Below are 24,462 nucleotides of genomic sequence, written 5' to 3'. Positions count from 1 at the left end.
GGGGGCGCCAGCGGCGGCGGGGCGGCCAGGACCGCGCGCTGGGCCGCGGGCTCGACCCGGCTGCGGAACAGCCGCACTTCGGGATCGTCCTCGCCCCAGCCCTCGGCCAGCCGGCCGACCACCCGGCAGCATTTATGGCCCTGCGCGGCGCAGGCGGTTTCCTTGTAGATCACCAGCGCGCCGAAGAAATGGCTGGCATAGCCCGAGGCATAGCCCAGTTGCTGCCAGCAGGCCGGCCCGGTCGCGGGGCGCGGCGCGTCCTGGCCCGCCTCGGCCTCGATGGAATTGTGCCACAGGAATTCGGCGTTGAAGCGGCCGCGGGCGAAATCGAAATCGTTATGCACGGTTTCCACCCGAACGACGCCGCTGAACATGTGCAGCCGGGTGCCGGCGGTGAAGGCGTCGCCCCGGTCCAGCGCCGGCCATGAGGCCGCGACGAAGGCCGCGTCATGCAGCCCCATGCGAAAGCCGCGGCGCAACAGGAAGATCCGCGCCTCGGCCTCGCCCAGACGCGCGATCAGCTCGCGTCGCAGGATGCGGTCGGCCTCGGAATGATACAGCGCCAGCCGCGCCCCGTTCAGCCGCAGCGCGCCGGTCGCGGCATCGAATTCCAGCCCGCCCAGCAATTCGCGCAGGGTGGGCCGGCCGCCGCGATCCATCAGGGCGGATGACTCGAGATTGGTGCGGATGCGGGTCATGGCGGGCCTTTGCGTCGAAGTGATCAAATCATGAGGTGATTTGATCATTTCAGCAAGTCTGCGCCGGGCGAAAACCGGCCCCCTTGCGGCGATGTGAAGAAAACCATTTGAAATCAGGTGGTTGTAAATATGCCTGTTTGCTATATTAATACCGGATTTCCGCATTTGACTAAAATCGACCCTGCCTGCCCTATGTGCCCCGTTCGCGGCCGTTCTGGGAGGGACAGGTCGCATCTGCCGCAAAACCCATGTCAGCGCCGGGCCCGCCCGGTTGCAGCGTCATGCCCATCGGGGCGGTGACCGGGGGGCTTGTGGCGGGTCGGATCGGGAAGGCGAAGGGGGAGATGACCATGGCCGCACTGGAAAAGATGTTCGACGTCCGCGGCAAGTCCGTGATCGTCACCGGCGGGGCCAGCGGCATTGGCCGCGCCTATGCCGAGATCATGGCCGAGGGCGGCGCGAAGGTCTGCATCTTCGACATCGACCCCGCCGGGCTGGACCGCACCGTGGCCGAGATCGGCGGCGATTGCTGGGGTCAGGTGGTGGATGTGGGCGACCGCGCCGCCATGGCCGCCGCCTTCGACGCGGTGGCCGCGCGCCATGGCCGCATCGACACGGTCTTTGCCAATGCCGGGATCGACCCGGGCCCGGGCTTCATGACGCCCGTGGGCACGCGCAACCCCGATGGCGCGATCGAGAATATCCCGGATGATCAATGGGACCGCGGGATCGAGATCAACCTGACCTCGGTCTATACCACGGTCAAGAACGCGGTGCGGCACATGAAGCCCGCGGGCGGCGGGCAGATCATCGTCACCTCGTCCATCGCGTCCGAGATCAACGAAAGCATCGTCGGCACCAGCTACATGCCCGCCAAGGCGGCGGTGAACCATTTCGTGCGGCACATGGCGATGGAACTGGGCGCCTATGGCATCCGGGTGAACGCGATCCTGCCCGGGCCCTTCATCACCAACATCGCCGGTGGACGGCTGCGCATCAAGGAAGACCGCGCCGCCTTTGAAAGCCAGTCGCTGATCGGCCGGATCGGCGATGTCGAGGACATCAAGGGCCTGGCGCTGCTGCTGGCCTCGCCCGCGGGCAGCTACATGACCGGCTCGCTGGTGGTGATCGACGGCGGCTCGCTGATCCGCATGACCTAGACGCGACAAGACCTGACGGCCGGACCCTGCCGGGGAGGGCAGGGCCGGATCAACCGACATGAGGGAGGACAACCGATGACCTATTACAACCGGCTGGTGAAATCCGGCATCAGCCGCCGCGCCGTCTTGCGCGGCATGGGGGCGGGGGTTGCGGCCAGCACGCTGGCGCTGCCCACCTATCTGCGCGCGCAAACCGCGGGCACGATCAAGCTGGGCTATCTGACGCCCGCCACCGGCCCCCTTGGTCTGTTCGGCGAAACCGACGGCTATACGGTGCAGAAGATCCGCGAGCATCTGGGCGGCACGCTGACCAGCGCCAATGGCGACACCTATGCCATCGAGATCCTGGAACGCGACACCCAGTCGAACCCCAACAAGGCGGCGGAACTGGCGGGCGACCTGATCCTGAACGAGGAGGTGCATCTGATGGCGCCCGCCTCGACCACCGACACGATCCTGCCGGTGATGGAACAGTCCGAACTGTATGAAGCGCCCTGCATCTCGTCCGGGGCGCCCTGGCAGGCGGTGATCATGCCGCGCGGCGGCGGCGAGTTTAACTGGACCTACCACTTCTTCTGGGGCCTGGACGAGGCGCTGAACACGTTCGTGGGCCTCTGGAACGGGCTTGAGACCAACAAGAAGGTCGGCATGCTGTTCCCGCAGAACATCGACGGCGAGACCTGGGGCAACAATGACTATGGCCTGCCGGTGCCGACCAAGGCCGCGGGCTACGACGTCACCATCCCGGGCTATTTCCAGCCGCGCACCAATGATTTCTCGGCCCAGATCGCTGAATTCAAGAATGCCGGCGTCGATATCATCGGCGGCATCACCTATCCGGACGATCTGAAGACCTTCGTCACCCAATGCAACCAGCAGGGCTTCAAGCCCAAGGCGGTGACGGTTGCGGCCGCCCTTCTGTTCCCCGGCGGGGTCGAGGCGATGGGGCCCTTGGGCAATGGCATGTCGTCCGAAGTCTGGTGGACGCCCGCCTTCCCCTTCCCATCGACCCTGACGGGTCAGGACAGCCGCGCGCTGGCCGACCAGTGGGAGGCCGATCAGAAGCGGCAATGGACCCAGCCGCTCGGCTATTCCCATGCGCTGATGGAAGTGGCGATCGACATCCTGAAACGCTCGACCGATCCCCTGGACCGCGAGGCCAACCGCGAGGCGATGGCGGCGACCGACATGACCACGGTCTGCGGCCCGGTGAAATTCGCCGGCACCCCGCACAAGAACATCTGCACCATGCCGATCTTCGGCGGCCAATGGGTCAAGGGCGAGAAATGGCCCTATGACCTGAAGATCGTCGACAACAGCGTGAACCAGCTGTTCGAGCCGGAACAGAAGATCGTCCCGCTCGCCTGGTGATCATGCAGGGCAGCACCAATCAGAACGGGGGGCGGGGCGTGGATCAGGCCATCCTGCTGCAGGCGCGAGGCGTGTCGAAAAGCTTTGGCGCGGTGCGCGTGTTGCACGATGTCAGCTTCGAGGTGCGGCAGGGCGAAGTCCTGGGCATTCTGGGCCCCAATGGCGCGGGCAAGACCACGCTGTTCAACATGATCAGCGGCGATCTGAAGGCCTCGGGCGGAGAAATCCGCCTGGGCGACCGCCTGCTGGGCGCCGAGCCGCCGTTCCGGCGCTGTCAGATGGGGATCGGGCGGACCTATCAGATTCCGCGGCCCTATTCGGGGATGACCACCTTTGAAAACCTGCTTGTCGCCTCGGCCTTCGGGGGCGGCAAGTCCGAGAAGGACAGCTATGCCTTCTGCGCCCAGGTTCTGGCCGATTGCGAACTGGCGCCGCGGGCCAATGTGCAGGCGGGCAAGCTGACACTTCTGGACCGCAAGCGGCTGGAACTGGCGCGCGCGCTGGCCTCGGACCCGAAGCTGCTGCTTCTGGACGAGATCGCGGGCGGGCTGACCGATGAGGAATCGAAACAACTGGTGGCGCTGGTCCGGCGCATCCGCGACCGCGGCGTCACCATCGTCTGGATCGAGCATGTGCTGCACGCGCTTCTGGCGGTGGCCGACCGGCTGCTGGTGCTGAATTTCGGCGAGAAGATCGCCGAGGGCGCGCCCGAGGCGGTGATCGCCGACCCGGATGTGAAACGCGTCTATATGGGGATCGAGGCATGACGGCGGTGCTGTCCACCCATGGGCTGATCGCCCGCTATGGGGATTTTCAGGCGCTGTATGGTGTCGATATCGACCTGGCCGAAGGCGAGGCGGTGGCGCTGATCGGCGCCAATGGCGCGGGGAAATCCACCTTCCTGCGCGCGGTGATGGGGCTGTTGCGCGTGGCGCCCGACATGGTGCGGCTGAAAGGCCAGCCCATCGGCGGCATGGCGACCGACCGGATGGTGCAGATGGGGATCTCGATCGTGCCCGAAGGCCGCCGGCTGTTCACCGGCATGTCGGTCGAGGACAATCTGCGCGTGGCGGTGGACCAGGCCCAGCGGATGGGCCGCAAGGGCGGCTGGTCGCTGGCGCGGCTGCAGGCGCTGTTCCCGATCCTGAAGGACAAGGCCCGCACGCCGGTGGAAAGCCTGTCGGGCGGGCAGCAGCAGATGGTGGCCATCGGCCGCGCGCTGCTGTGCCAGCCCTCGGTCCTTCTGTGCGACGAGATCAGCCTGGGCCTGGCGCCCAAGGTGATCCGCGAAATCTATGCCGCCCTGCCCGAGATTCGGGCCCAGGGCACGGCGGTGATGCTGGTCGAACAGGATGTCGGCCTCGCGCAATCCGCCTCGGACCGGCTGTATTGCATGCTGGAAGGCCGGGTCACCCTAAGCGGGCGGTCGGCCGAAGTGACCCGCGACCAGATCGGCGCTGCCTATTTCGGAGGCTCTCATGCAGTGGTTTGACGCGCTGGTGCAGGGCGTCCTGCTGGGCGGCATGTATGCGCAATATGCGCTGGGCATGGCGCTGATGTTCGGGGTGATGCGGATCGTCAATGTCAGCCATGGCGATCTGGTGATCCTTCTGTCACTGATCGGCATCTCGCTGGCCTCGTCCTTCGGCTTCGGGCCGGTGACGGTGATGGTGGCGCTGGTGCCCCTGGCGGTGATCCTGGGCTGGCTGCTGCAGAAGGCGATCCTCAACCGGGTGGTGGGCGATGACCCGCTGCCCTCGCTGATCGCGACCTTCGGGCTGTCGCTGGCGCTGCAGAACCTGATGCTGCAGATCTGGTCGGCCAACAGCCGGTCGCTGCCGGGCGGCGGGATCGAAAGCAAGTCGATCCAGATCGGCGGCATCTATATCGGCCTTCTGCCGGTGATCGTCCTGGCCTTTGCCATCGGCCTGACTTTCGCGCTGGACCTGATGCTGAAGCGGTCCCGCTTCGGCCGGGCGCTGCGGGCCGCGGCGGCCGATGTCGAGGCGGCCTCGATGACCGGGATCAATCCGCGCCGCGTCTATGCCGCGGCCACCGCGATTGCCGTGGGCATCCTGGGCTTTGCCGCGGTGTTCCAGTCGCTGCGGTCAACCGTGGCGCCGGCCGATGGCGGGGCGCAGCTGATCTACGCCTTCGAGGCGGTGATCATCGGCGGCATGGGATCGGTCTGGGGGGCCTTCATCGGGTCCATGGTGCTGGGCATCAGCCAGGCCATCGGCTTCCGCATCGATCCGGGCTTCGGCGTGCTGGCCGGGCATCTTGTCTTCCTTCTCGTGCTGGCCACGCGCCCGCAGGGCCTGTTCGGAAAGGGCTGAGCCATGACCTCGATCCCAATCTCGCCCGCGTCTGCCGCGCCCGCCGTCACGGTGCGCCGGCAGACGACCTCGGGCCGCATCGCGCTGACGCTGTTTGCGATTGCCATCCTGGCGCTGGCGCTGATGCCCTGGTGGGCCAAGACCGGCACGATCCGCATGGTGCTGGAATTGTGCTGCTATATCGCCGTCGCGCAGATGTGGAACATGCTGGCGGGCTATGCGGGCCTCGTCTCGGTGGGCCAACAGGCCTTCATGGGTGCGGCGGGCTACGCGATGTTCGTTCTGGCGCAGACCTTCGGCGTCAACCCTTTCCTGGCGATTGCCCTGTCGCTGGTGGTGCCCGCCGTTCTGGCCGTGCCCTGCTATTTCCTGCTGCACCGGCTGGACGGGCCCTATTTCGCCATCGGCACCTGGGTCGTGGCCGAGGTGTTCCGGCTTGTCTCGACCAACCTTGGCTGGGTCAATGCCGGGGCGGGCATGTCGTTGACGGTGATGAAGGATTACTCGGCCTTTCAGCGCAACATCGCCATGTCGCTTCTGTGTGCCGTGATGATCCTTCTGACCATCGGCGGCAGCTACTGGTTCCTGCGCTCGCGCTATGGGCTGGCGCTGATCGCGATGCGCGACAACCCGGTCGCGGCGGCCAGCCAGGGCGTCAACGTCAAGCGGCTGCGCTTCATGATCTATGTGGCGGCGGCGGTGGGCTGCGGCCTGGCGGGATCGGTCTATTTCATGGCCCAGCTGCGCATCAACCCGGCCTCGGCCTTCGATCCGATGTGGTCGAACCTGGCGATCTTCATCGTGATGGTGGGCGGCATCGCCTCGATCGAGGGGGTGCTGATCGGCACGGCGATCTATTTCGTCGCCGACCGCTGGTTCGGCGCCTATGGGGCCAGCTATTTCGTGGTGCTGGGCGTGATGACGGTTCTGGTCGCGCTGTATGCCCGGACCGGGATCTGGGGCCTGGTCTCGCGGCGCTGGGATGCGCCCTGGTTCCCGATCCGCCGCCATCTGATCCTGAAGACGGAGGAGAAGCCATGAAGGCGCTGATTTTCGACGCCGTGGGCCAGCCTCTGCGGATGGCCGATCTGCCCGACCCGGCGCCGGCCGCCGATGAGGTGGTGCTGCGCGTGGCCGGTTGCGGCATCTGCGGCAGCGACCTGCACATCACCGAGGACCCGAAACCCTTCGGCATCGGCGCGGGCTTCGTTCTGGGCCATGAAATCTCGGGCGAGGTGGTGGCGCTCGGCGCCGAGGTCACGGGCCTGGCACTGGGCGACCGGGTGGCCGTGGTGCCGATGCGCGGCTGCGGCCGCTGCGACCGCTGCCAGGCCGGAGATCCGGCCCGCTGCCCGCAGATGCAACTGATCGGTGGCGGCTATGCCGAGCATGTGACCGTCGCCGCCCGCCAATGCGCCCGTCTGCCCGACAGCGTGGCCCTGGCCGATGCCGCCCTGGCCGAGCCGCTGTCGGTGGCGCTGCATTGCATCGTGCGGTCCGGCATGACGCCGGGCGACCGGGTGGCGATCCTGGGCGCCGGGCCGATCGGGCTTCTGGTCGCCTTCTGGGCGCGGCGGATGGGGGCAAGCCATGTGGTCATGGCCGATATCCACACCCATCAGCGCGACCGCGCCCTTGCGCTGGGCGCCACCGATTTCGCCCTGTCGGGCGAGCGTCTGGCCGAGAACCTGGCCGATCTGTGCGGCGGGCCGCCCGATATCGTCTTCGAATGCGTGGGCAAGCGCGGGCTGCTGCAGGCCGCCTCGCAGGCGGTGCGGCTGCAGGGCAAGGTGATCGGCGTCGGCCTGTGCATCGGCGGCGATGACTGGGACCCGTTCGTGGCGCTGTCGAAAGAGATCGACCTGCTGTTCACCGTCTTCTTCCACCAGAAGAACGAATTCGGCGTGGCGCTGGACGCGCTGTCCAGCGGCATCCCGCAGCATCTGATCACCGACCGGATCGGCCTGTCGCCGGTGCCGCAGGTCTTCGAAAGCCTGCGCCGCCGCACCACCCAATGCAAGGTGCTGATCCAGCCCGACCTTTCCTGAGGAGGACCCGCTTATGACCGTAGACTTCGAGACGCTGACCTTTGACATCGGCGGCGTGCAGACGGTGGTGAAGGCCATCGGCCAGGGCAAGCCGGTCTTGTTCCTGCATGGCGCCGCCACGCTGGAAGGTTTCGACTTTGCCGAAGGCCTGGCCGACCGCTTCCGCGTGCTGCTGCCCAGCCATCCCGGCATGGGCTTTTCCGGCCCCGCGCCGCATGTCGCCGATCTGACCGACATGCTGCTGCATTACCTGAACCTGCTCGACGCGCTGGATCTGGACGAAAAGCCGCATCTGATCGGCTTTTCCATGGGCGGCTGGATGGCCACCGAACTGGCCGCGCTGGCGCGCGAGAAGTTCGACAAAGTGGTGCTGATCGCGCCCGCCGGCCTGAACGACCCGGCCCATCCGGCCACGGCCCTGGGCGGCATCGCCCCGCAGGATTTCCCCGGCTACATGACGCATGACGTGTCGGTCGCGCTGAAATACTTCCCCGATGGCTCGGACCCGGCCTTTGCCGAACAGTTCGGCGCCGACCGCGCGCGCGAAGGCGACATGGTCGGGCGGCTGTGCGCGACCTACGGCATGGGCCACCCGAACCTGAAGCGCTTCATGCAGCGCATCACCAATCCGGTGCTGCTGGTCTGGGGCAGCGAAGACCGGCTTCTGCCCGCCAGCCAGGCGCCGATCTGGCTGGAAAACCTGCCCAATGCGCAATTCCTGTCCGTGCCCGGCACCGGCCATCTTGTGCCGCAGGAACGCCCCGAGACGCTGAAAACCATCGGCGATTTCCTCGCCGCCTGATCCGATCCTGAGGAGGAGCAAGATGAACAAGCCCATGAACCATGGCTATTGGGGCAAGACGGTCGATTACCGCGCCCTGCTGAAGCAGATCGCCGAGATCGGCCCCAAGCTGGAAGCCAACGCCCCCGCCGACGAGGCGGCGGGCGAGCTGACGCAGGACAGTTTCGAGCTGCTGCGCCCCTTGCGCGTGTCGCATCTTCTGGCGACCGAAGAGCTGGGCGGCGCGCAGATGCGCCCGACCGAAGTGCTGCAGGTGCTGGAAGCGGTGACCTGGTGGTCGGGCTCGGCCGGCTGGGTGTCGATGGTGCATTGCTGCATCGGCGCCATGTCGGCGGCCTTCCTGCCCGACAGCGCGGTGTCGCGCCTGTTCGCGCCGGGCACCGAGAACCGCTTCTCGGGGCAGGGCGCGCCTCTGGGCATGCTGAAGAAGGTCGATGGCGGCTATACGCTGTCGGGCAAATGGAGCTATGGCTCGGGCTTCTCGCACGCGACCTGGTCGCATTCGGCCTGTTTCATCGATGACGGCACTGGCAAGCCCGCCAAGGACGAGGCCGGCAATGTCATCGTCATGTGCGCCCATGCGCCGATCCCCGACCACAAGCAACTGGGCAACTGGGACGTGCTGGGGCTGAAGGGCACCGGATCCATCGACTATGCGGCCGAGAATGTCTTCGTGGCCGAGGATATGGTCTTCCCGATCCTGACCGCCCCGCCGCAACGCCTGAAAGAGCTGTTCAGCCTGGGCATCGTCGGGCTGGCCGCCATCGGCCATACCGGCTGGGCGATGGGCGCGGGCCGGCGCATGCTGGACGAGATCGCGGGGTTCGCGCGCAGCAAATCGGGCCGCGCCGGGATGCTGGGCGAAAGCGAGAAGTTCTGGAACGACTATGGCCGCGCCGAAGCCAGCTATCGCGCCGCCCGCGCCTTCGTGATGGAAGTCTGGGGCGAGATCGAGCATCTGGCCGAGGCCGGCCAGCAGATGACGACCCGGCAGATCAGCCTGGTGCATCTGGCCAAGTCGCAGATCCACGAGGTCGGCGTCGATGTCTGCAACTTTGCCTATCGCGCGTCGGGCGGGGCGGGGTTGCGGGCGGGCGTGATCCAGCGCACCTTCCGTGACATGATGGTTGCTGCGAACCATTTCACCATCGCGCCCTCGATCGTCACCTCGGCGGGGCGCGAACTGGGCGGGATGTGGTCCGACCGGACCTGGCAGTTCTACGACCTGATCGAGAAGAAATAAGCTGCAATGCCCCGGGGGCGGGTCGCTGCCCCCGGGATGCCGGAGACCAAGATGACCGACCTGTCCCATGCCTTCCGCGACGCCTTCCGCCTTCATCCGGCCGGGGTGGCGGTGATCACCGCCGATCCGGGCGGCCAGCCCGTGGCGATGACCGTCTCGTCGCTGATCTCGGTCAGCGCCGCGCCGCCTGCGGTGGCGTTTTCGCTGTCGGCGCGCTCGGGCTCGACCGCGGCGGTGCTGGCAGCGGGCAGCGTCGTCATCCATCTTCTGCGCTTCTCCGACCTGGATCTGGCGCTTCTGGGCGCCACGCCCGGCGCCGACCGCTTCGGGCCGAAGATCGCCTGGAGCCGGCTTCCGACCGGAGAGCCGCGCTACAGCAGCGTCGCCACCTGGTTCCGCGGCCGCATCACCGGATCGCTGCCGGTCGAGGGGGCGACGGTCGTGGTGGCCGAATTGCTGGAAGGCGAAACGGCGCTGCCGCCCGGCGCGCCGGAACTTGATTCGCTGATCTATCTTGACCGGCGCTGGCACCGGCTGCGCGAGGCGCCGGATGGCCAGGCCAGCCTGACGCTGGCCGAATCCGAATTCAGCGACGTCTTCCGCTAAGGCGGGGGCGCGGGGCGCGCGTGCGCGCGGGCGGCGCTACATACCAGATTGCGATATTGTCTCGCATCCATCCGATCAACTTCACCGCAGCCAGGTTCTAGGATCGTGGCAGAAGGGGCCGGCCGGGGAGGGCGGGCCCGGGGGGGCATCCATGGCGATCCTGTCCTTGCAGGGCGTGTCGAAAAGCTTTGGCGCGCTGAAAGTGACCGATGAGGTCAGCTTCGCGCTGGAGAAGGGCGAGGCTCTGGGCATCATCGGCCCGAACGGCGCCGGCAAATCGACGCTGTTCAACCTGATCACCGGCAATCTGCGCCCCGATGCCGGGCAGGTGCTGCTGGACGGCCGCGACGTGACCGGCGAAAGCCCGATGCAGCGCTGCGCCTCGGGGCTGGGGCGGTCGTTCCAGATCCCGCAGCCCTTCGGCCATCTGTCGGTCTATGAAAACCTGCTGGTCGCGGCGCGGTTCGGCGGGCGGCTTTCGGCGGCCGAGGCGCCGGCCCATTGCATGGGCATTCTGGACCGCACCGGCCTTGCGTCCCTGGCCGACCGGCCCGCGGGCGCGCTGCCTTTGCTGAACCGCAAGCGGCTGGAACTGGCGCGCGCCATGGCGACACGGCCGCGGGTGATCCTGCTGGACGAAATCGCCGGCGGCCTGACCGATGGCGAATGCGTCGAACTGGTCGCCACGATCCGCAGCATCCATGCCGAGGGTACGGCGATCCTGTGGATCGAACATGTGCTGCATGCGCTGACCTCGGTGGTGACGCGGCTGATGGTGCTGAATTTCGGCCGCATGCTGATGATCGGCGCGCCCGATCAGGTCATGGCGGCGCCGGAAGTGCGCGAGATCTATCTGGGGATCGAGGCATGAGCGCGCTGTTGCAAGTGTCGGGGCTGACGGCCCATTACGGCGATTTCCAGGCGCTGTTCGGCGTCGATCTGGCGCTGGAGCCGGGCGAGGTTCTGGCGATCATCGGCGCCAATGGCGCGGGCAAGACCACGTTGATGCGCGCGATCACCGGCATCGCCCGGGTCAGCGGCGGCACGATCACCCTGGCGGGGGCGCCGATCTCGGGCCGGCCGGCGCCCGATATCCTGCGCGCGGGCATCGCCATGGTGCCCGAGGGGCGGCGGCTGTTTCCCAGCCTGACGGTCGAGGAAAACCTGAAGATCGGCGCCCATGCCCGCCGCGGCAGCGGCTTTTGGGATCTGGAGCGGATCTTCGCGCTGTTCCCGGTGCTGAAAGAGCGCCGCGCCCATCCGGGCACCGCGTTGTCGGGCGGGCAGCAGCAGATGGTCGCCATTGGCCGGGCGCTGATGTCCAACCCCTCGGTCCTTTTGTGTGACGAGCTGAGCCTGGGCCTTGCCCCGGTGGTGATCCGCGAAATCTACGCCGCCTTCCCGATGATCCGCGACAGCGGCACGGCGCTTCTGGTGGTCGAGCAGGATATCGGCCAGGCGCTGAAGATGGCCGATCAGGTGCATTGCATGATGGAGGGCCGGATCCGCCTGTCGGGCCGCCCGCAGGATCTGTCGCGCGAGGCCATCCATGACGCCTATTTCGGAGTGAGCCACGGATGATCTGGCTGGATACATTGGTGCAGGGGCTGCTTCTGGGCGGGCTTTACGCGCTGTTCGCGGCCGGGTTGAGCCTGGTCTTCGGCATCATGCGGCTGGTCAACCTGGCGCATGGCGATCTGATCGTGCTGGGCGCCTATCTGATCCTGGGGATTGGCACCGCGACGGGGCTGAACCCGTTCCTGGCAGCACTTCTGGCGCTGCCGGTGATGTTCGCGCTGGGCATGGCGCTGCAGGCGGGGCTGCTGAATCGGGTTCTGGGCGAGGACATCCTGCCGCCGCTTCTGGTGACCTTCGGCCTGTCGGTGGTGATCCAGAATGGCTTGCTGACCGCCTTCAGCGCCGACAGCCGCAAGCTGCCCCTCGGCCCGGTCGAGGCGGCCTCGGTGCCGCTGGGCCCGGTGACGATCGGCACCATGCCGCTTCTGACCTTCGGCTCGGCGATCCTGGTGATCCTGGCGCTGAACTGGCTGTTCTATCGCACAGCCCTTGGCCGGGCCTTCCGGGCCACGTCCGATGATCCGGTGACGGCGCAGCTGATGGGCATCCGCCCGCAGCGGATCTTTGCGGTGGCCACCGGCATCGCGCTGGTCGTGGCCACGATTGCGGCGCTGTATCTGGGCGCGCGGGCGAATTTCGACCCCTCGATCGGCCCGGCGCGGCTGCTTTACGCCTTCGAGGCGGTGATCATCGGCGGATTGGGCAGCCTGTGGGGCACCCTGGCGGGCGGGTTGGTGATCGGGGTCGCGCAGGCCTTCGGCGCGGCGCTGAACCCGGAATGGCAGATCCTGGCGGGGCATATCGCCTTTGTGCTGGTCTTGCTGCTGCGGCCGCGGGGTCTGTTCCCCCGGGCGCTGGACTAAGGGGGCGAGGCATGCGTATCTTCCTGATTTTCCTGGCCTTTGCCCTGGCGCTTGCGCTGGTGCCCATCCTGGGCTCGCGCGCGCTGGTGCAGGATCTGTTCACCGTGCTGTGCCTTCTGGTCCTGGCGCTGAACTGGAACCTTCTGGCGGGCTTTGCCGGCCTTGTCTCGGTCGGGCAGCAGGCCTTTGTCGGCATCGGCGCCTATGCGATGTTCGCCTGCGTCATCCTTCTGGGGCTGAACCCGATCCTGGGCATGCTGGTCGGAGGGCTGGTGGCCATGGCGCTGTCGGTGCCGGTGGCCTTCTTCGCCTTTCGCCTGCATGGCGCCTATTTCGCCATCGGCACCTGGGCGGTGGCCGATATTGCCCGGCTGTCCTTCAGCCAGTGGAAGGCGCTGGGCGGCGGCACCGGCACGGCCCTGCCGAAAGAGGCGGTGCAGGAGATGGCGGTGATCCAGATCCTGCGCGACCTGTTCGGCGGGTCCAAGGCGGCGGCGGTCGACATGCTGACCTATTGGCTGGCGCTGGCGCTGGTTCTGGCGGTGCTGGCGGCATCCTGGATCTTCCTGCGCTCGCGCCTGGGGCTGGGGCTGCAGGCGGTGCGCGACAATCCGGTCGCGGCGCGCGCGGTGGGGGTGGACCCGACCCGGCTGAAGGCGCTGGTCTTCCTGCTGACCGCCTTCGTCACTGGGATCTGCGGCGGGCTGCTGTTCATCCAGATCGGCCGCATCTCGCCCGATGCCGCCTTCTCGCTGCTGGACTGGACCGCCTTCGTCATCTTCATCGTGGTCATCGGCGGCATCGGCACGCTGCCCGGCCCGATCATCGGCGTGCTGGTCTTTTACGGGCTGGAACGCGCCCTGGCCGATTACGGCACGCTTTACCTGATCCTGCTGGGCCTGATCGGCATCGCGATCATGCTGTTCGCCCGCCGCGGCCTGTGGGGAAGCTTCATCCAGCGGACCGGCTTTGACCCCTTGCCCCTGGGGCATCGGGCGCCGGCCCGCGCCACGCCCGAATGATCCGTCGAGGAGAAACGATCATGAGCTATTTCACCGAGGAAAACGCGACCGCCACGGTCAATGGCCGGATGGGCCCCGACACCGATCCCCGCCTGGCCGAGGTGATGGCCTGCCTGGTCAAGCATCTGCATGCCTTCGCCAAGGAATGCCAGCTGACCCAGGCGGAATGGGAATATGGCATCGGCTTTCTGACCCGCACCGGCCAGATCTGCTCGGGCGAGCGGCAGGAATTCATCCTGCTGTCGGACACGCTGGGCATGTCGATGCTGGTTGACGCAATCAACAACCGCCGCCCGAAAGGTGCCACCGAGAACACGGTCTTCGGCCCGTTCCATGTGGACGATGCGCCGATCCGGGCGATGGGCGACAATATCAGTCTGGACGGCAAGGGCGAAAGCTGCCTGTTCGAGGGCCGGGTGCTGGATCTGGACGGCAATCCGGTTGCGGGCGCCACGGTCGATGTCTGGTCCGACAATGCCGACGGCTTCTATGACGTGCAGCAGCCCGGCATCCAGCCGAAATGGAACAATCGCGGCCGGTTCATCACCGGGCCGGACGGGCGCTACAGCTTCCGCGGCATCCGGCCGGTCAGCTATCCGATCCCCGATGACGGGCCGGTCGGGCAGATGCTGGGCCATCTGGGCCGCCATCCCTATCGCCCGGCGCATATGCATTACCTGGTCACCGCGCCGGGGATGCAGAAGCTGGTCACTCATACCTTCGTGGGCGGCGACGAATACCTGACATCCGACGCGGTCTTCGGCGTCAAGGACACGCTGGTTGCCCCCTATGAGCGGGTCGAGGGCGGCGAGACGATCTGGCGCTCGCCCTTCGATTTCGTGCTGGTTCCGGCCTGAGGCCAAGATGCCGAATCTCAAGCTTTTCGTGGACGAGGCGCAGTATCCGGCGGTGCAGGCACCGCTGGCCGCCCAGCTGCCGGACCTGCGCGCGCTTCTGTGCGCGGGGTTCGGGGTGGACGAGGCGGCCTGCCAGCTGGCGGTGATCCCGGTTCTGGCGCTGGCCGACCAGCCGGCGATCAATGCCGAGCTGCATCTCTTGCCCAAGCCCGACCGCACCCGCGCGGTGATCGAGACCATGGCGGCGCGGCTGCGCGACCGGATCGCCGCCGCGACCGGGCTGCCGGTCGCGGTGCGGATCGCCACGCTCGATGCCGCAACCTATGTGGCGCTGAAGTAAGCCGATCAGCCCCGGCGCAGGGTCAGCTTCTGCTCATGCTCGATCCGGGCCTGCAGGCGCTGGAACTCGGCCGCCAGAAAGCCGGTGAACTGCCGGACCGCCGGCGGACCCTGCCGGTCGGTCACGGTCAGGAAGCCCAGCTGCCGGTCGGGATGGTCGATCTTCAGCGGCAGCACCTCAAGCGGCACGGTGCGGCGCGACAGGAAGACCACCGAATAGGGCAGCACGGTCAGCGCATCCGACCCGGCCAGAACCGATTGCATCGAGGCCAGCGTGCCGCCCGAGAAATTCACCCGGAACTCCTCTTGCCCGATGGATTTCAGCGCCCGCTGCAGATCGCGATACAGCGGGCTGTTCGCCGGGGGCGCGATCCAGGCATAGGGCTCGATATCGGCCAGCGTGATCGCCTTGCGCCGGGTCAGCGGATGGCCGGCCCGGCAGGCGATGACGTTGTTGCCCGGCAGAAGCGGGGTGAATTCCATGTCCAGGGGCACCTGCGCCGGATGCAGCGGCAGGATCGCCACATCAAGGCCGCCATTCCTGAGCCCGGTCTCCAGCTGGTCCAGATAGCCATAGGACTGGTCGATCTGCACATCGCTGTGGCGGCCCTGGAACTCGGCCACCATCGTGGCCACCACCCCATCCATGAAGATGGGCGATCCGCCCACCCGCAGCCGCCCCGCCAGCCCCTGGCGAAAGCGCTGCACCAGAAGGCTGGCCTCCTGGTTGGCGCTGCGGATCTTTGCGCCCAGCCGGGCCAGGCTGGCGCCCAGCTCGGTGGGGCGCAGCGGCCGCCGGCCCGGCTCGAACAGGGGCAGGCCGATGCGTTCCTCCAGCAGCGCCATCGAGCGCGAGACCGAGGGCTGCGACTTGCCCAGCACGTCCGCCCCTTCGGTCAGCCCGCCCTTTTCGACGATGACCGCCAGAATCTCCAGATGTTCGCTGTCCAGTTTCATAACACAATGCGATATTATATCCGCATCATCCGATCAATATTTCTGTCAGGCCGGTCTAGGTTTTCTTCTGCAAGAGGCCGAGGGGAGGAGCCGATGTCCTTTTTCCGCGAGGAATTCACCGCGCGCAGCGCGGCCGTTCGCGTGCGCTTCGGCGCCGGGATTCGCGCATCCGTGGCCGAAGAGGCCGAGGCGCTGGGGGCGTCGCGCGCGCTGATCCTGACCACGCCGCATCAGGCCGCGATGGCCGATGAATTCGCAGCCTACCTGGGCCCGCGCGCCGTGGGCCGCTTCACCGGTGCGGCGATGCATACGCCGGTCGATGTGTCGGAACAGGCCACGGCGCTGGCGCAGGAATTGCGGGCCGATGTGCTGATCTCGGTCGGCGGCGGGTCGACCACGGGCCTGGGCAAGGCCATCGCGCTGCGCACCGATCTGCCGCAGATCGTGGTGCCCACCACCTATGCCGGGTCCGAGGCGACGGGGATCCTGGGCCAGACCGAAGGCGGGGTGAAGACCACGCTGACCAGCCCCAAGGTGCAGCCCGAGGTGATCCTCTATGATGCCGAGCTGGTGGCGACGCTGCCGGTCGCGATGACCGTGACTTCGGCGCTGAACGCCATGGCCCATGCGGCCGAGGGGCTTTATGCCCGCGACCGCTCGCCCCTGTCGTCGCTGATGGCGGTGGAAGGCCTGCGCGCCTTCCGCGACAGCCTGCCCAAGGTGATGGCGGCGCCCGGCGATGCGGCGGGGCGCGGCGAGACGCTGTATGGTGCCTGGCTGTGCGGCACGGTTCTGGGGCAGGTCGGCATGGCGCTGCACCACAAGCTGTGCCACACGCTGGGCGGCAGTTTCGACCTGCCGCATGCCGAAACCCATGCGGTGATCCTGCCGCATGCCATCGCCTATAACGCCGAAGCGGTGCCCGACCTGCTGGCCCCGGTGACCCAGCTGTTCGGCCATGGAAATCCGGGCCTGGGCCTGTGGCATTTCGCCAAGGATGCGGGCGCGCCCCTGGCGCTCAGCGATCTGGGGCTGAAGGAAGCCGATCTGGACCGCGCCGCCGATCTGGCCGCCGCCAATCCCTATTGGAACCCGCGCCCCGTCACCCGCGACGGCATCCGCGGCCTGTTGCAGGCCGCCTGGGAAGGCGCCGCGCCCGGCGTCTGATCCGGCATTCTGACATCACGATCCGCGGGCCGGGAGACCCGCCGCCATTTCTTCGGGAGGAACACATGGCCGACATCACCACCGATGTGCTGATCATCGGAACCGGGCCTGCGGGCTCGGCCACAGCGGCGCTTTTGTCCAGCTACGGCATCAGCAATATCGCGGTGAACCGCTATCGCTGGCTGGCCAATACGCCGCGCGCGCATATCACCAACCAGCGCACGATGGAGGTGCTGCGCGATCTGGGCCGCGAGGTCGAGGATGAGGCCTATATGTTCGCCACCCATCAGGATCTGATGGGCGAGAACATCTTCTGCGAAAGCCTGGCGGGCGAGGAAATCGGCCGGATGAAGGCCTGGGGCAACCATCCGCTGTCGAAGGCGGAACATGAAATGTCCTCGCCCACGCAGATGAACGACCTGCCGCAGACCTTCATGGAGCCGCTTCTGTACAAGACCGCCTGCGCGCGGGGCACGCAAGGTAGGATGTCGACGGAATATCTTGGCCATGTGCAGGATGCGACCGGCGTCACCACCACCTGCCGCGACCGGCTGACCGGCAAGGATCTGGTGATCCGGTCGAAATATCTGATCGGGGCGGATGGCGGCAAATCGCTGGTCGCCGAACATGCCGGCCTGCCGTTTGAAGGCAAGATGGGCGTGGGCGGGTCGATGAACATCCTGTTCCGGGCCGATCTGTCGAAATACGTCGCCCATCGGCCCTCGGTCCTGTACTGGGTCATGCAGCCCGGCGCCGATGTGGGCGGGATCGGCATGGGGCTGGTGCGCATGGTCCGGCCCTGGAATGAATGGCTGATTGTCTGGGGCTATGACATCACCCAGCCCGAGCCCGAGGTCACGCCGGAATTCGCAACCAGCGTCGCGCGCCAGCTGATCGGCGACCCGACGCTGGAGATCGAGCTTCTGTCGGCCAATACCTGGACCGTGAACAACTATTACGCCACCCGCACCGCCAATGGCAGGGTGTTCTGCATGGGCGACGCGATCCACCGCCATCCGCCATCGAACGGGCTGGGCTCGAACACCTCGATCCAGGATGCGTTCAACCTGGCCTGGAAACTGGCGCTGGTGCTGAAGGGCCAGGCGGGCGAGGCGCTGCTGGACAGCTATGACGTCGAACGCGCGCCGGTGGCCAAGCAGATCGTCACCCGCGCCAACCAGTCGATCGGCGAGACCGGACCGATCTTTGCCGCTTTGGGCATGGCCGAGGGCGTCAGCCCCGAGCAGATGCAGAAGAACCTGTCGGCGCGCAGCGAGGGCACGGCCCAGGCCGAGGCGCAGCGCGAGGCGATCCGCAAGGCGATTGCCTTCAAGAAATACGAATTCGATGCCCATGGCGTCGAGATGAACCAGCGCTACCGCTCGGAGGCGGTGGTGACGGATGGCCAGATCGAGCCGGCCTTCCAGATGGATGCCGATCTGCATTACCAGCCCACCACCTGGCCCGGCGCGCGCCTGCCGCATGCCTGGCTGTATCGCCACGACACCGGGGCCGCGGTTTCGACCCTGGATCTGTGCGGCCATGGCCGGTTCACCCTGCTGACGGGGCTGGGGGGCGAGGCCTGGATTGCGGCGGCGCAGAAGGTGGCGGGCGATCTGGGGATCGAGCTGGCCTGCCATGTGATCGGGCCGCGGCAAAGCTATGTCGATCACAGCGGCGAATGGGCGCGGATCTCCGAGATCCGCGACAGCGGCTGCCTTCTGGTGCGCCCCGACCACCATGTCGCCTGGCGCGCCACCGATCTGGCCGAACGGCCCGAGGCCGAACTGGCCCGCGTCCTGCGCCGGATCCTGGCGCGCTAAGCGCCGGGGCGGGCCTGCCCGCACCGTGCCGATGGAAAACAGAGAAGCGGCAGGCCGGGGACCCGGCCTGCCGCTTCCTGTGCCGCCGCTTGGGGCTTGCGCGGCGTCACTTCTCGATCAGCAGATCCTCGATCAGCACGGCATCCAGGCCCGAGGTCACCAGCATCGCCAGCGCATCCTCGACCGAATGGACGATCGGCTTGCCCATGATGTTGAAACTGGTGTTCAGCACCACGCCCGTTCCGGTCTTGCGGTCGAAGGCCTGGACCAGATCGGTCATCCAGGGCGCGGTGGCGCGGTCGACCGTCTGCAGCCGCCCGGTTCCATCCTCATGCACCACGGCCGGCACCCGGTCGCGATGGCGGCTTTGCCAGGGCAGGGTGAAGGACATGTAGGGCGAGGGCTGCGGGCGGTCGAACCAGTCGCCCACCGCATCGGCCAGCACGACCGGGGCGAAGGGGCGATAGGGCTCGCGCCCCTTCACCAGCCGGTTGATCCTGTCCTTCATCTCGGCCGGACGCGGATCGGCCAGGATCGAGCGGTTGCCCAGCGCGCGCGGCCCGAATTCGGCCCGGCCGCGCATGACGCCCAGGATCTGCCCGTCCTCCAGCCGCGCGGCCACCGCCTCGGCGGCCTGGCCCGTCACATCGGTGGCCTTCAAGCCGCCCAGACCCTGCTGCAGCTTGGCCAGGGTCCGCGGCGCGGCGCTGCTGCCCAGATAGGGCGAGCCGTCGCTGTCGGGGATCGCGTCGGCGCCGGTGTCGCGCAGAAAGGCCAGCACCGCGGCGCCCACCGCATTGCCGTCATCGGCGGGCGCCGAGGGCACGAAGACCTGGTCATAGCCCATCCGCCCCGCCACCGTGCCGTTATAGGACGAATTCAGCGCGCAGCCGCCGGTCAGGACCAGCGCCGGCACATCCTCGGCCCGGCAGGATTGCAGGATCAGGTCCAGGTAATGGCCATAGGCGGCCTGGCCGGTGGCGGCCAGATCGGCGGCCTGCATCAGCGGCGCTTCGGGCGGGCGGGCATGGCGTTCGGCCGCGGCGCGCACCGAGGCCACGGTCGCCGCATCGGCAAAGCGCAGCCGGCCGCGATCGACGACCAGCATGGTCTGCAAGGCCGCCTGCAGATCGGGCAGCACCCGCCCATAGGCCGCCAGGCCCATGACCTTCCATTCCTCGCCCAGCCGCCAGTCGAAGCCGCAAAGCATGGTCAGCCAGGCATAGAACGTGCCCAGACTGCCCGGCCCCCAGCTGCGCCAGCGCCGCTTCAGCACCCGTCCGCGCAGATCGAACAGCGACACGGCGCCGACCTCGCCCTCGCCATCGACGACCAGGCAATCGGCATCCTGCAGGGGCGACTGGTAGCAGGCCGCCGCGGCATGGCAGAGATGGTGGTCAAAGCGCAGCACCTCGGGCATTTCGGAGGCCAGGCCCAGCCGCAACAGCGAGGCGCCGGCATTGGCCTGGGCCTGGGCCTGCAGGCTGCGCAGCCACAGGCCATCACTCGCGGGCAGCATCGCATTCGACACTTGCACCGGCAGATCGCCCTTCACCAAGGGCCAGCTGCTGGCCACACGCAGCCGGTCGCGGCCGGCGTCAAAGCCCACCGCCGCCAGCGCGCGCTCCAGATGCGGCACATGGTCGGGTGCGATGCCCCAGGCCCGTTTGTCCTGCAAAAACCGCTCGGAGGCTTCGGCGAAGACCAGCTTTCCCGCGCCATCGACCAGCGCCAGCGCCGGGTCATGCCCCGAGGTCGACAGTCCCAGATAGAAGGTCGCCATCAGCCGTTCAGCCGCCGCACGACCTCGTCGACGAAACTGCCGACAGTTTCATGTTCGAAGATCGTGCTGGGATCCAGCTCGACCTTGAAATGGTCCTCGACCTCGCCGCACATCATCACCGCGTCGATGGATTGCAGCCCCAGCCCGATCAGGTCCGAGCCCGGCTCGATCTGGTCGACCGGCAGGTTCAGCCGCGCGGCCAGCTGGTCGCGGACAAAGGCCAGAACGTCGGGGGCGGATGCGGCGGAGGCGGCGGGGGTTTCGGTCTCGGTCATTGCAGGTCCTTGGGTTTCGAAGGGGCGGGCAGGACACAGGGCAGGCGGGCCAGCGCCACGGTCTGCGACATGTCCAGATAGGCATGGGCCTGCGGCTTCAGCGCCAGGCCCGGGAAGCGCTGGAACAGCGCCGGCACGGCATTGCGCAACAGCATCCGCGACAGGCCGGCACCGACGCAGTGATGCAGCCCATGGCCGAAGGCCAGATGGCCGGTGGCGGTGCCGCGGTTGATCGACAGAAGCTGCATCCGGGTCGTGTCGCGCGCCGACAGCGACAGGCCGCCCATCTCGGCCGGTTCGCGCACCATCCGGTAGATGTATTTCGGCGAGCCGCAAAGCGAGATCAGCCGCTCCATATTCTCGGCGATCCAGCGCGGATCGGCGGCGCGGGCCTGCTCCTCGCGCGGCTGGATCAGGATCCAGTGCAGCACATTGCCCAGCGTATGCGACAGGTTGAAACTGGCGCCATACAGAACCAGCACCAGCGCCTTGATGTCGTCGGTCGAGAAATCGGCCGGCGCTGCGGCGATCAGCGTGGACAGGACGGAATTGGGATCGTCGGCTTCCCCGGGCAGGCGGATCAGCGCCAGCACTTCGGTAAAGACCTCAAGCAGGCGCAGCAATTCGCGCTTGGGCAGCCAGGGTTCCAGAATGTCCTGCAGGATCGGCGCCAGCGCGTCGAACCGCGCCCGGTCGGTCGGGTCGATGCCCAGGACGGGCGAGGTGATGCCGCGGAACAGCGGCTCGGCATAATCCTGCATCAGATCGGGCCGCGGCGCCGCGGCCAGACGGTCCAGCGCCTGCGCGACCTGCGCCTCCATCAGCCCCTGCCAGCGCGGCAGCCGGTTGCCGCCCAGACAGGCCGCGACCGCCCGCCGTGCCGTGGCATGGCGTTCGCCCGACATGAAGAACATCGCATTGCGCGCGATCAGGATCGCCGGGGCGATGTCGATCCCGGTCGAGGCGCCGAAGGCGCGCAGATGCGGTTCCATCGTCGGCGGCATGAAGCGGTCATTGTCGGCCACGATCTGCCGGGCGGTGGGCAGATCCTTGATCTCGACCAGCCGGGCCGTCGCGCGATGCGAGATCCCGTGCAATTCGCAGGGCAGGCTTTGCGGGAATTGCACCATCGGTGTGGCGCGAAACCGGGCGCGGTCCTTGTGCAGCGCAAGCTTCGGGAAGCGGCGGGCCAAGGCAGGCAGCGCCAGCGGCAGAAGCCGGCGCGACAGCGCCTCGCCCGGGCATTTATGCGCGCCCGCCCCGAAGGACAGGCTGCGCATCCGCGCCCCATCGGCGCTGCGCGCGCGCAGCTGGGCATTGGTCTCGGGCACGTCGACCACGGTCGACTGGCCTTTGGCAAAGGGGCAGCCGCGGATCTCGACCTCTTCCGTGGCCACCCGCACCAGCGTCAGCGTCGAGGGGTAAAGGCTGAGCAGCCGCTGCAACTGCCGCTCGGTGCCTTCGGGGCTGGCGATCTCGTCCCAGGCCGAGGCATCGTCCATCAACAGCCCGTACAGCATGAAGCCCAGCGTCTGCGCCACGGTATTGGCCGCGACCGTCAGCGCGATGGCGGTATAGCGCAGGTCGATGCCGGGCGGCGCGCTGTCGGCGCGGCGGTGCAGATAGGCCAGAAGGCAGTCTGGCGCCTCGGTCGGCGCCTGATCCAGCGGCGGCAGGGTCTGGTCGAGATACTGGATCGCCGCCTCCAGCGCCCGCAGGTCGCGCATGGCCAGCATCGGCTCGGTGATGCGCTGCACCATGGCGATCATCGGAAACAGCTGGCCCGAGCCGTCATCGCGGAACCCGACCATGCGGCTGATCACCGACAGGAACAGCGGGGTGACGAAATCGTCCATCAGATCGGGCCGGGGCGCGGCCTCCAGCCGGTCCAGCGCCAGCGCGACCGAGGCCTTGAAATGCGGCTCCCAGTCCTGGATCGCGCGATCGGTGAAGAATTGCGCGATCAGGCGGCGGGTTTCCAGATGATCCGACGCTCCGGTGCCGACCAGCGCGCTGCCCGCCAGCTTGCGCAGATGCGGGAAGGATTCGCCCGAGCGCGATTCAAGCTGCTGCAGATAGGCGCCGACGGGGGCAAAACCCATGCCGGGGTTGCGCAGCACCGCCTCGACCTGGTCGGGGTCGCTGAGAAAGCGTGATCTGTCGGCCCAGCTGTCATGTTTCATCGGTCAGTCCTCGGTCGCTTCGGCCAGGGCGCCGCCCGGGATCGCGCCCTGGCGATAGGCCTGGGCGATGACCTGGCGGCGGACCTTGCCACTGCTGGTGCGCGCCAGCCGGCCGCGCGGCAGAATATGCAGATCGCGCAGGGTGATGCCCCATTCCCCGGTCACCAGCCGCTCGATCCGCTGGCGGACGGTCTGTTCCGGGGCCTCCGGCGCCTGATGGCCGGCTTTCAGCTCGATCATCAGAACCGCCTCGGCGCCCTGCGCCGGGTCTGGGGCGAAGGCCGCCGCCGCCAGCGGATTCAGCGCCGGATCGGCGCCGGCGGCCAGCCATTCCAGCTCGGCCGCGCCGATCTTGCGGCCATTGGCGATCAGCATGTCCTTGATCCGGCCGGTCACATACAGAAACCCGTCCTGCACCAGCCCCAGATCGCCGGTGCGCAGCCACAGCCCGTCTTCGCCCGCGATCCGGGCCGAGAAGCTTTCCGCCGTCTCGTCGGGCAGGTTCACATAGCCTTCCGCCTTCGACGGGCCGCCCAGCCAGATCTCGCCCTGTTCGCCATCGGGCAGTGGCTGGTGGGTCTCGGGATCGACGATGCGCAGCAGGGGCGCGGTCAGGTCGGACAGGCGGCAGGGATGCACCGCCTCGCAGCCGGGCGGCGGCGGCGGCAGCTTGGGCGGTTCGGGCGCGCCGGCGGCAAACAGCGTGATCTCGGCCATGCCATAGCAGCCGAACAGCGCCTGACGCTGCAGCCCATAGGCGCCGAACCTTTGCGCGAAAGCGTCCAGCAGATCGGCCGGGATAGGCTCGGCCCCGCAATAGGCGCGGCTCCACGAGGACAGATCCAGCCCCTCGCAGTCGGCAGGGGTCACCCGGCGCAGGCAATCGGCATAGGCGAAGGCCGGGCCGCCGCTGAACGTGCCGCGATAGTCCGAGATCGCCCGCAGCCAGTCGGCCGGGCGCCGCACCATGTCAAGCGGGCTCATCTGGACCGAATGGCCGCCCGACAGCAGCGGATAAAGGATGCCGCCCATCAGCCCCATGTCATGGTAATGCGGCAGCCAGTTCACCACGCAGGAGGTGGGGTTCATGTCCCAGCTGTCCTCGACGATCTGGCGGTTGGCCAGGATCTGCGCGCCGGGCAGCAGCACGCCCTTGGGCAGCCGGGTGGAGCCCGAGGTATACTGGATCAGCGCCGGCTGTGGCCCGCCGGGGGCCCGCGCGTCAAGGCCCAGGGGCCGCGCGCCTTCGGCCGGGATCAGCGCGTCCTCCTCGGGCCCGTCCATTGCCAGCACCGCGCAGGGCAGGGCCTGCCCGCCCGGCGCCAGCCCGTCGCGGATCGCCGCGTCCTGC

At 67.8% G+C, this 24,462-nt stretch carries 24 protein-coding genes; 18 read left to right on the top strand and 6 right to left on the bottom strand.

Translation table 11 applies throughout. The features are described 5' to 3' along the window. The coding region (locus tag K1Y73_RS15830; protein WP_225029279.1) for a XylR N-terminal domain-containing protein at positions 1–698 on the bottom strand (698 nt) is incomplete at its 3' end. A 344-nt stretch (positions 699–1,042) separates the two neighbouring features. Between K1Y73_RS15830 and K1Y73_RS15825 the strand changes: the two genes are divergently transcribed. The 16 genes from K1Y73_RS15825 to K1Y73_RS15750 all read left to right on the top strand — a co-directional run bounded on the left by K1Y73_RS15825 (position 1,043) and on the right by K1Y73_RS15750 (position 14,924). Further along, complete coding sequence (locus K1Y73_RS15825) at positions 1,043–1,858, top strand: SDR family NAD(P)-dependent oxidoreductase (RefSeq protein WP_225029278.1); 816 nt, start codon at positions 1,043–1,045, stop codon at positions 1,856–1,858. Positions 1,859–1,933: 75 nt separating this feature from the next. Then, complete coding sequence (locus K1Y73_RS15820) at positions 1,934–3,229, top strand: ABC transporter substrate-binding protein (RefSeq protein WP_225029277.1); 1,296 nt, start codon at positions 1,934–1,936, stop codon at positions 3,227–3,229. A 38-nt stretch (positions 3,230–3,267) separates the two neighbouring features. After that, positions 3,268–3,996: an ABC transporter ATP-binding protein gene (locus K1Y73_RS15815; protein ID WP_225029276.1), complete on the top strand. Its 729-nt coding sequence runs from the start codon at positions 3,268–3,270 to the stop codon at positions 3,994–3,996. After that, positions 3,993–4,721: an ABC transporter ATP-binding protein gene (locus K1Y73_RS15810; protein ID WP_225029275.1), complete on the top strand. Its 729-nt coding sequence runs from the start codon at positions 3,993–3,995 to the stop codon at positions 4,719–4,721. The genes K1Y73_RS15815 and K1Y73_RS15810 overlap by 4 nt, the downstream gene beginning before the upstream one ends. Then, positions 4,708–5,565 carry a branched-chain amino acid ABC transporter permease gene (locus tag K1Y73_RS15805; protein ID WP_225029274.1) on the top strand — a complete coding sequence of 286 codons (858 nt, stop codon included), beginning with the start codon at positions 4,708–4,710 and terminating at the stop codon, positions 5,563–5,565. Before K1Y73_RS15810 ends, K1Y73_RS15805 begins: the two co-directional genes overlap by 14 nt. Before the next feature lie 3 nt (positions 5,566–5,568). Continuing rightward, positions 5,569–6,606, top strand: coding sequence for a branched-chain amino acid ABC transporter permease (locus tag K1Y73_RS15800; protein ID WP_225029273.1), 1,038 nt, complete (start codon positions 5,569–5,571; stop codon positions 6,604–6,606). Next, positions 6,603–7,613 carry a zinc-dependent alcohol dehydrogenase gene (locus K1Y73_RS15795; RefSeq protein WP_225029272.1) on the top strand — a complete coding sequence of 337 codons (1,011 nt, stop codon included), beginning with the start codon at positions 6,603–6,605 and terminating at the stop codon, positions 7,611–7,613. Before K1Y73_RS15800 ends, K1Y73_RS15795 begins: the two co-directional genes overlap by 4 nt. Before the next feature lie 13 nt (positions 7,614–7,626). Further along, positions 7,627–8,415, top strand: coding sequence for an alpha/beta fold hydrolase (locus K1Y73_RS15790; RefSeq protein ID WP_225029271.1), 789 nt, complete (start codon positions 7,627–7,629; stop codon positions 8,413–8,415). 22 nt (positions 8,416–8,437) lie between these two features. Next, positions 8,438–9,658 (top strand): acyl-CoA dehydrogenase family protein, encoded by a 1,221-nt coding sequence (locus K1Y73_RS15785; protein ID WP_225029270.1) that lies wholly within the window; start codon positions 8,438–8,440, stop codon positions 9,656–9,658. A gap of 51 nt (positions 9,659–9,709) precedes the next feature. Next, positions 9,710–10,264: a flavin reductase family protein gene (locus K1Y73_RS15780; RefSeq protein WP_225029269.1), complete on the top strand. Its 555-nt coding sequence runs from the start codon at positions 9,710–9,712 to the stop codon at positions 10,262–10,264. Between the two features lie 151 nt (positions 10,265–10,415). Continuing rightward, on the top strand, positions 10,416–11,135 hold the full coding sequence (locus K1Y73_RS15775; RefSeq protein ID WP_225029268.1) for an ABC transporter ATP-binding protein: 720 nt from the start codon (positions 10,416–10,418) through the stop codon (positions 11,133–11,135). After that, positions 11,132–11,845 (top strand): ABC transporter ATP-binding protein, encoded by a 714-nt coding sequence (locus K1Y73_RS15770; protein WP_225029267.1) that lies wholly within the window; start codon positions 11,132–11,134, stop codon positions 11,843–11,845. Before K1Y73_RS15775 ends, K1Y73_RS15770 begins: the two co-directional genes overlap by 4 nt. Continuing rightward, on the top strand, positions 11,842–12,705 hold the full coding sequence (locus K1Y73_RS15765; RefSeq protein ID WP_225029266.1) for a branched-chain amino acid ABC transporter permease: 864 nt from the start codon (positions 11,842–11,844) through the stop codon (positions 12,703–12,705). The genes K1Y73_RS15770 and K1Y73_RS15765 overlap by 4 nt, the downstream gene beginning before the upstream one ends. A gap of 11 nt (positions 12,706–12,716) precedes the next feature. Next, on the top strand, positions 12,717–13,727 hold the full coding sequence (locus tag K1Y73_RS15760) for a branched-chain amino acid ABC transporter permease (protein WP_225029265.1): 1,011 nt from the start codon (positions 12,717–12,719) through the stop codon (positions 13,725–13,727). A 20-nt stretch (positions 13,728–13,747) separates the two neighbouring features. Then, positions 13,748–14,584: an intradiol ring-cleavage dioxygenase gene (locus K1Y73_RS15755; protein ID WP_225029264.1), complete on the top strand. Its 837-nt coding sequence runs from the start codon at positions 13,748–13,750 to the stop codon at positions 14,582–14,584. A 7-nt stretch (positions 14,585–14,591) separates the two neighbouring features. Beyond that, complete coding sequence (locus K1Y73_RS15750; RefSeq protein ID WP_225029263.1) at positions 14,592–14,924, top strand: hypothetical protein; 333 nt, start codon at positions 14,592–14,594, stop codon at positions 14,922–14,924. Positions 14,925–14,929: 5 nt separating this feature from the next. Here the strand turns inward: K1Y73_RS15750 and K1Y73_RS15745 are convergent, their stop codons facing one another. Next, on the bottom strand, positions 14,930–15,880 hold the full coding sequence (locus tag K1Y73_RS15745) for a LysR family transcriptional regulator (RefSeq protein ID WP_225029262.1): 951 nt from the start codon (positions 15,878–15,880) through the stop codon (positions 14,930–14,932). Between the two features lie 93 nt (positions 15,881–15,973). Between K1Y73_RS15745 and K1Y73_RS15740 the strand changes: the two genes are divergently transcribed. After that, a complete protein-coding gene (locus K1Y73_RS15740; protein ID WP_225029261.1) occupies positions 15,974–17,047 on the top strand; it encodes a maleylacetate reductase in 1,074 nt (357 codons plus the stop codon). Between the two features lie 65 nt (positions 17,048–17,112). Further along, positions 17,113–18,870, top strand: a complete 1,758-nt coding sequence (locus K1Y73_RS15735; RefSeq protein ID WP_225029260.1) for an FAD-dependent oxidoreductase — start codon at positions 17,113–17,115, stop codon at positions 18,868–18,870. Positions 18,871–18,976: 106 nt separating this feature from the next. Here K1Y73_RS15735 and K1Y73_RS15730 read toward each other — a convergent pair whose 3' ends face one another. The 4 genes from K1Y73_RS15730 to K1Y73_RS15715 all read right to left on the bottom strand — a co-directional run. Further along, positions 18,977–20,653 (bottom strand): carbamoyltransferase family protein, encoded by a 1,677-nt coding sequence (locus K1Y73_RS15730; protein ID WP_225029259.1) that lies wholly within the window; start codon positions 20,651–20,653, stop codon positions 18,977–18,979. Next, positions 20,653–20,928, bottom strand: a complete 276-nt coding sequence (locus K1Y73_RS15725; RefSeq protein ID WP_225029258.1) for an acyl carrier protein — start codon at positions 20,926–20,928, stop codon at positions 20,653–20,655. Before K1Y73_RS15725 ends, K1Y73_RS15730 begins: the two co-directional genes overlap by 1 nt. Then, positions 20,925–23,111 (bottom strand): cytochrome P450, encoded by a 2,187-nt coding sequence (locus K1Y73_RS15720; RefSeq protein WP_225029257.1) that lies wholly within the window; start codon positions 23,109–23,111, stop codon positions 20,925–20,927. Before K1Y73_RS15720 ends, K1Y73_RS15725 begins: the two co-directional genes overlap by 4 nt. 3 nt (positions 23,112–23,114) lie before the next feature. After that, positions 23,115–24,462 (bottom strand): AMP-binding protein (locus K1Y73_RS15715; RefSeq protein WP_225029256.1); only part of this gene is annotated, 1,348 nt, incomplete at its 5' end.

Origin of the sequence: Xinfangfangia pollutisoli (assembly GCF_020179405.1) — a bacterium.
In the GTDB taxonomy this organism is placed as follows: Bacteria; Pseudomonadota; Alphaproteobacteria; order Rhodobacterales; family Rhodobacteraceae; genus Pseudogemmobacter; species Pseudogemmobacter pollutisoli.
This window is presented reverse-complemented; position numbering and strand designations above follow the sequence as displayed.

Coding starts and splice junctions, on each gene's coding strand:
- K1Y73_RS15825 (WP_225029278.1), top strand. CDS start 1,043: ATGACCATGGCCGCACTGGAAAAGATGTTCGACGTCCGCGGCAAGTCC.
- K1Y73_RS15820 (WP_225029277.1), top strand. CDS start 1,934: ATGACCTATTACAACCGGCTGGTGAAATCCGGCATCAGCCGCCGCGCC.
- K1Y73_RS15810 (WP_225029275.1), top strand. CDS start 3,993: ATGACGGCGGTGCTGTCCACCCATGGGCTGATCGCCCGCTATGGGGAT.
- K1Y73_RS15805 (WP_225029274.1), top strand. CDS start 4,708: ATGCAGTGGTTTGACGCGCTGGTGCAGGGCGTCCTGCTGGGCGGCATG.
- K1Y73_RS15800 (WP_225029273.1), top strand. CDS start 5,569: ATGACCTCGATCCCAATCTCGCCCGCGTCTGCCGCGCCCGCCGTCACG.
- K1Y73_RS15795 (WP_225029272.1), top strand. CDS start 6,603: ATGAAGGCGCTGATTTTCGACGCCGTGGGCCAGCCTCTGCGGATGGCC.
- K1Y73_RS15790 (WP_225029271.1), top strand. CDS start 7,627: ATGACCGTAGACTTCGAGACGCTGACCTTTGACATCGGCGGCGTGCAG.
- K1Y73_RS15785 (WP_225029270.1), top strand. CDS start 8,438: ATGAACAAGCCCATGAACCATGGCTATTGGGGCAAGACGGTCGATTAC.
- K1Y73_RS15780 (WP_225029269.1), top strand. CDS start 9,710: ATGACCGACCTGTCCCATGCCTTCCGCGACGCCTTCCGCCTTCATCCG.
- K1Y73_RS15775 (WP_225029268.1), top strand. CDS start 10,416: ATGGCGATCCTGTCCTTGCAGGGCGTGTCGAAAAGCTTTGGCGCGCTG.
- K1Y73_RS15770 (WP_225029267.1), top strand. CDS start 11,132: ATGAGCGCGCTGTTGCAAGTGTCGGGGCTGACGGCCCATTACGGCGAT.
- K1Y73_RS15765 (WP_225029266.1), top strand. CDS start 11,842: ATGATCTGGCTGGATACATTGGTGCAGGGGCTGCTTCTGGGCGGGCTT.
- K1Y73_RS15760 (WP_225029265.1), top strand. CDS start 12,717: ATGCGTATCTTCCTGATTTTCCTGGCCTTTGCCCTGGCGCTTGCGCTG.
- K1Y73_RS15755 (WP_225029264.1), top strand. CDS start 13,748: ATGAGCTATTTCACCGAGGAAAACGCGACCGCCACGGTCAATGGCCGG.
- K1Y73_RS15750 (WP_225029263.1), top strand. CDS start 14,592: ATGCCGAATCTCAAGCTTTTCGTGGACGAGGCGCAGTATCCGGCGGTG.
- K1Y73_RS15745 (WP_225029262.1), bottom strand. CDS start 15,880: ATGAAACTGGACAGCGAACATCTGGAGATTCTGGCGGTCATCGTCGAA.
- K1Y73_RS15740 (WP_225029261.1), top strand. CDS start 15,974: ATGTCCTTTTTCCGCGAGGAATTCACCGCGCGCAGCGCGGCCGTTCGC.
- K1Y73_RS15735 (WP_225029260.1), top strand. CDS start 17,113: ATGGCCGACATCACCACCGATGTGCTGATCATCGGAACCGGGCCTGCG.
- K1Y73_RS15730 (WP_225029259.1), bottom strand. CDS start 20,653: ATGGCGACCTTCTATCTGGGACTGTCGACCTCGGGGCATGACCCGGCG.
- K1Y73_RS15725 (WP_225029258.1), bottom strand. CDS start 20,928: ATGACCGAGACCGAAACCCCCGCCGCCTCCGCCGCATCCGCCCCCGAC.
- K1Y73_RS15720 (WP_225029257.1), bottom strand. CDS start 23,111: ATGAAACATGACAGCTGGGCCGACAGATCACGCTTTCTCAGCGACCCC.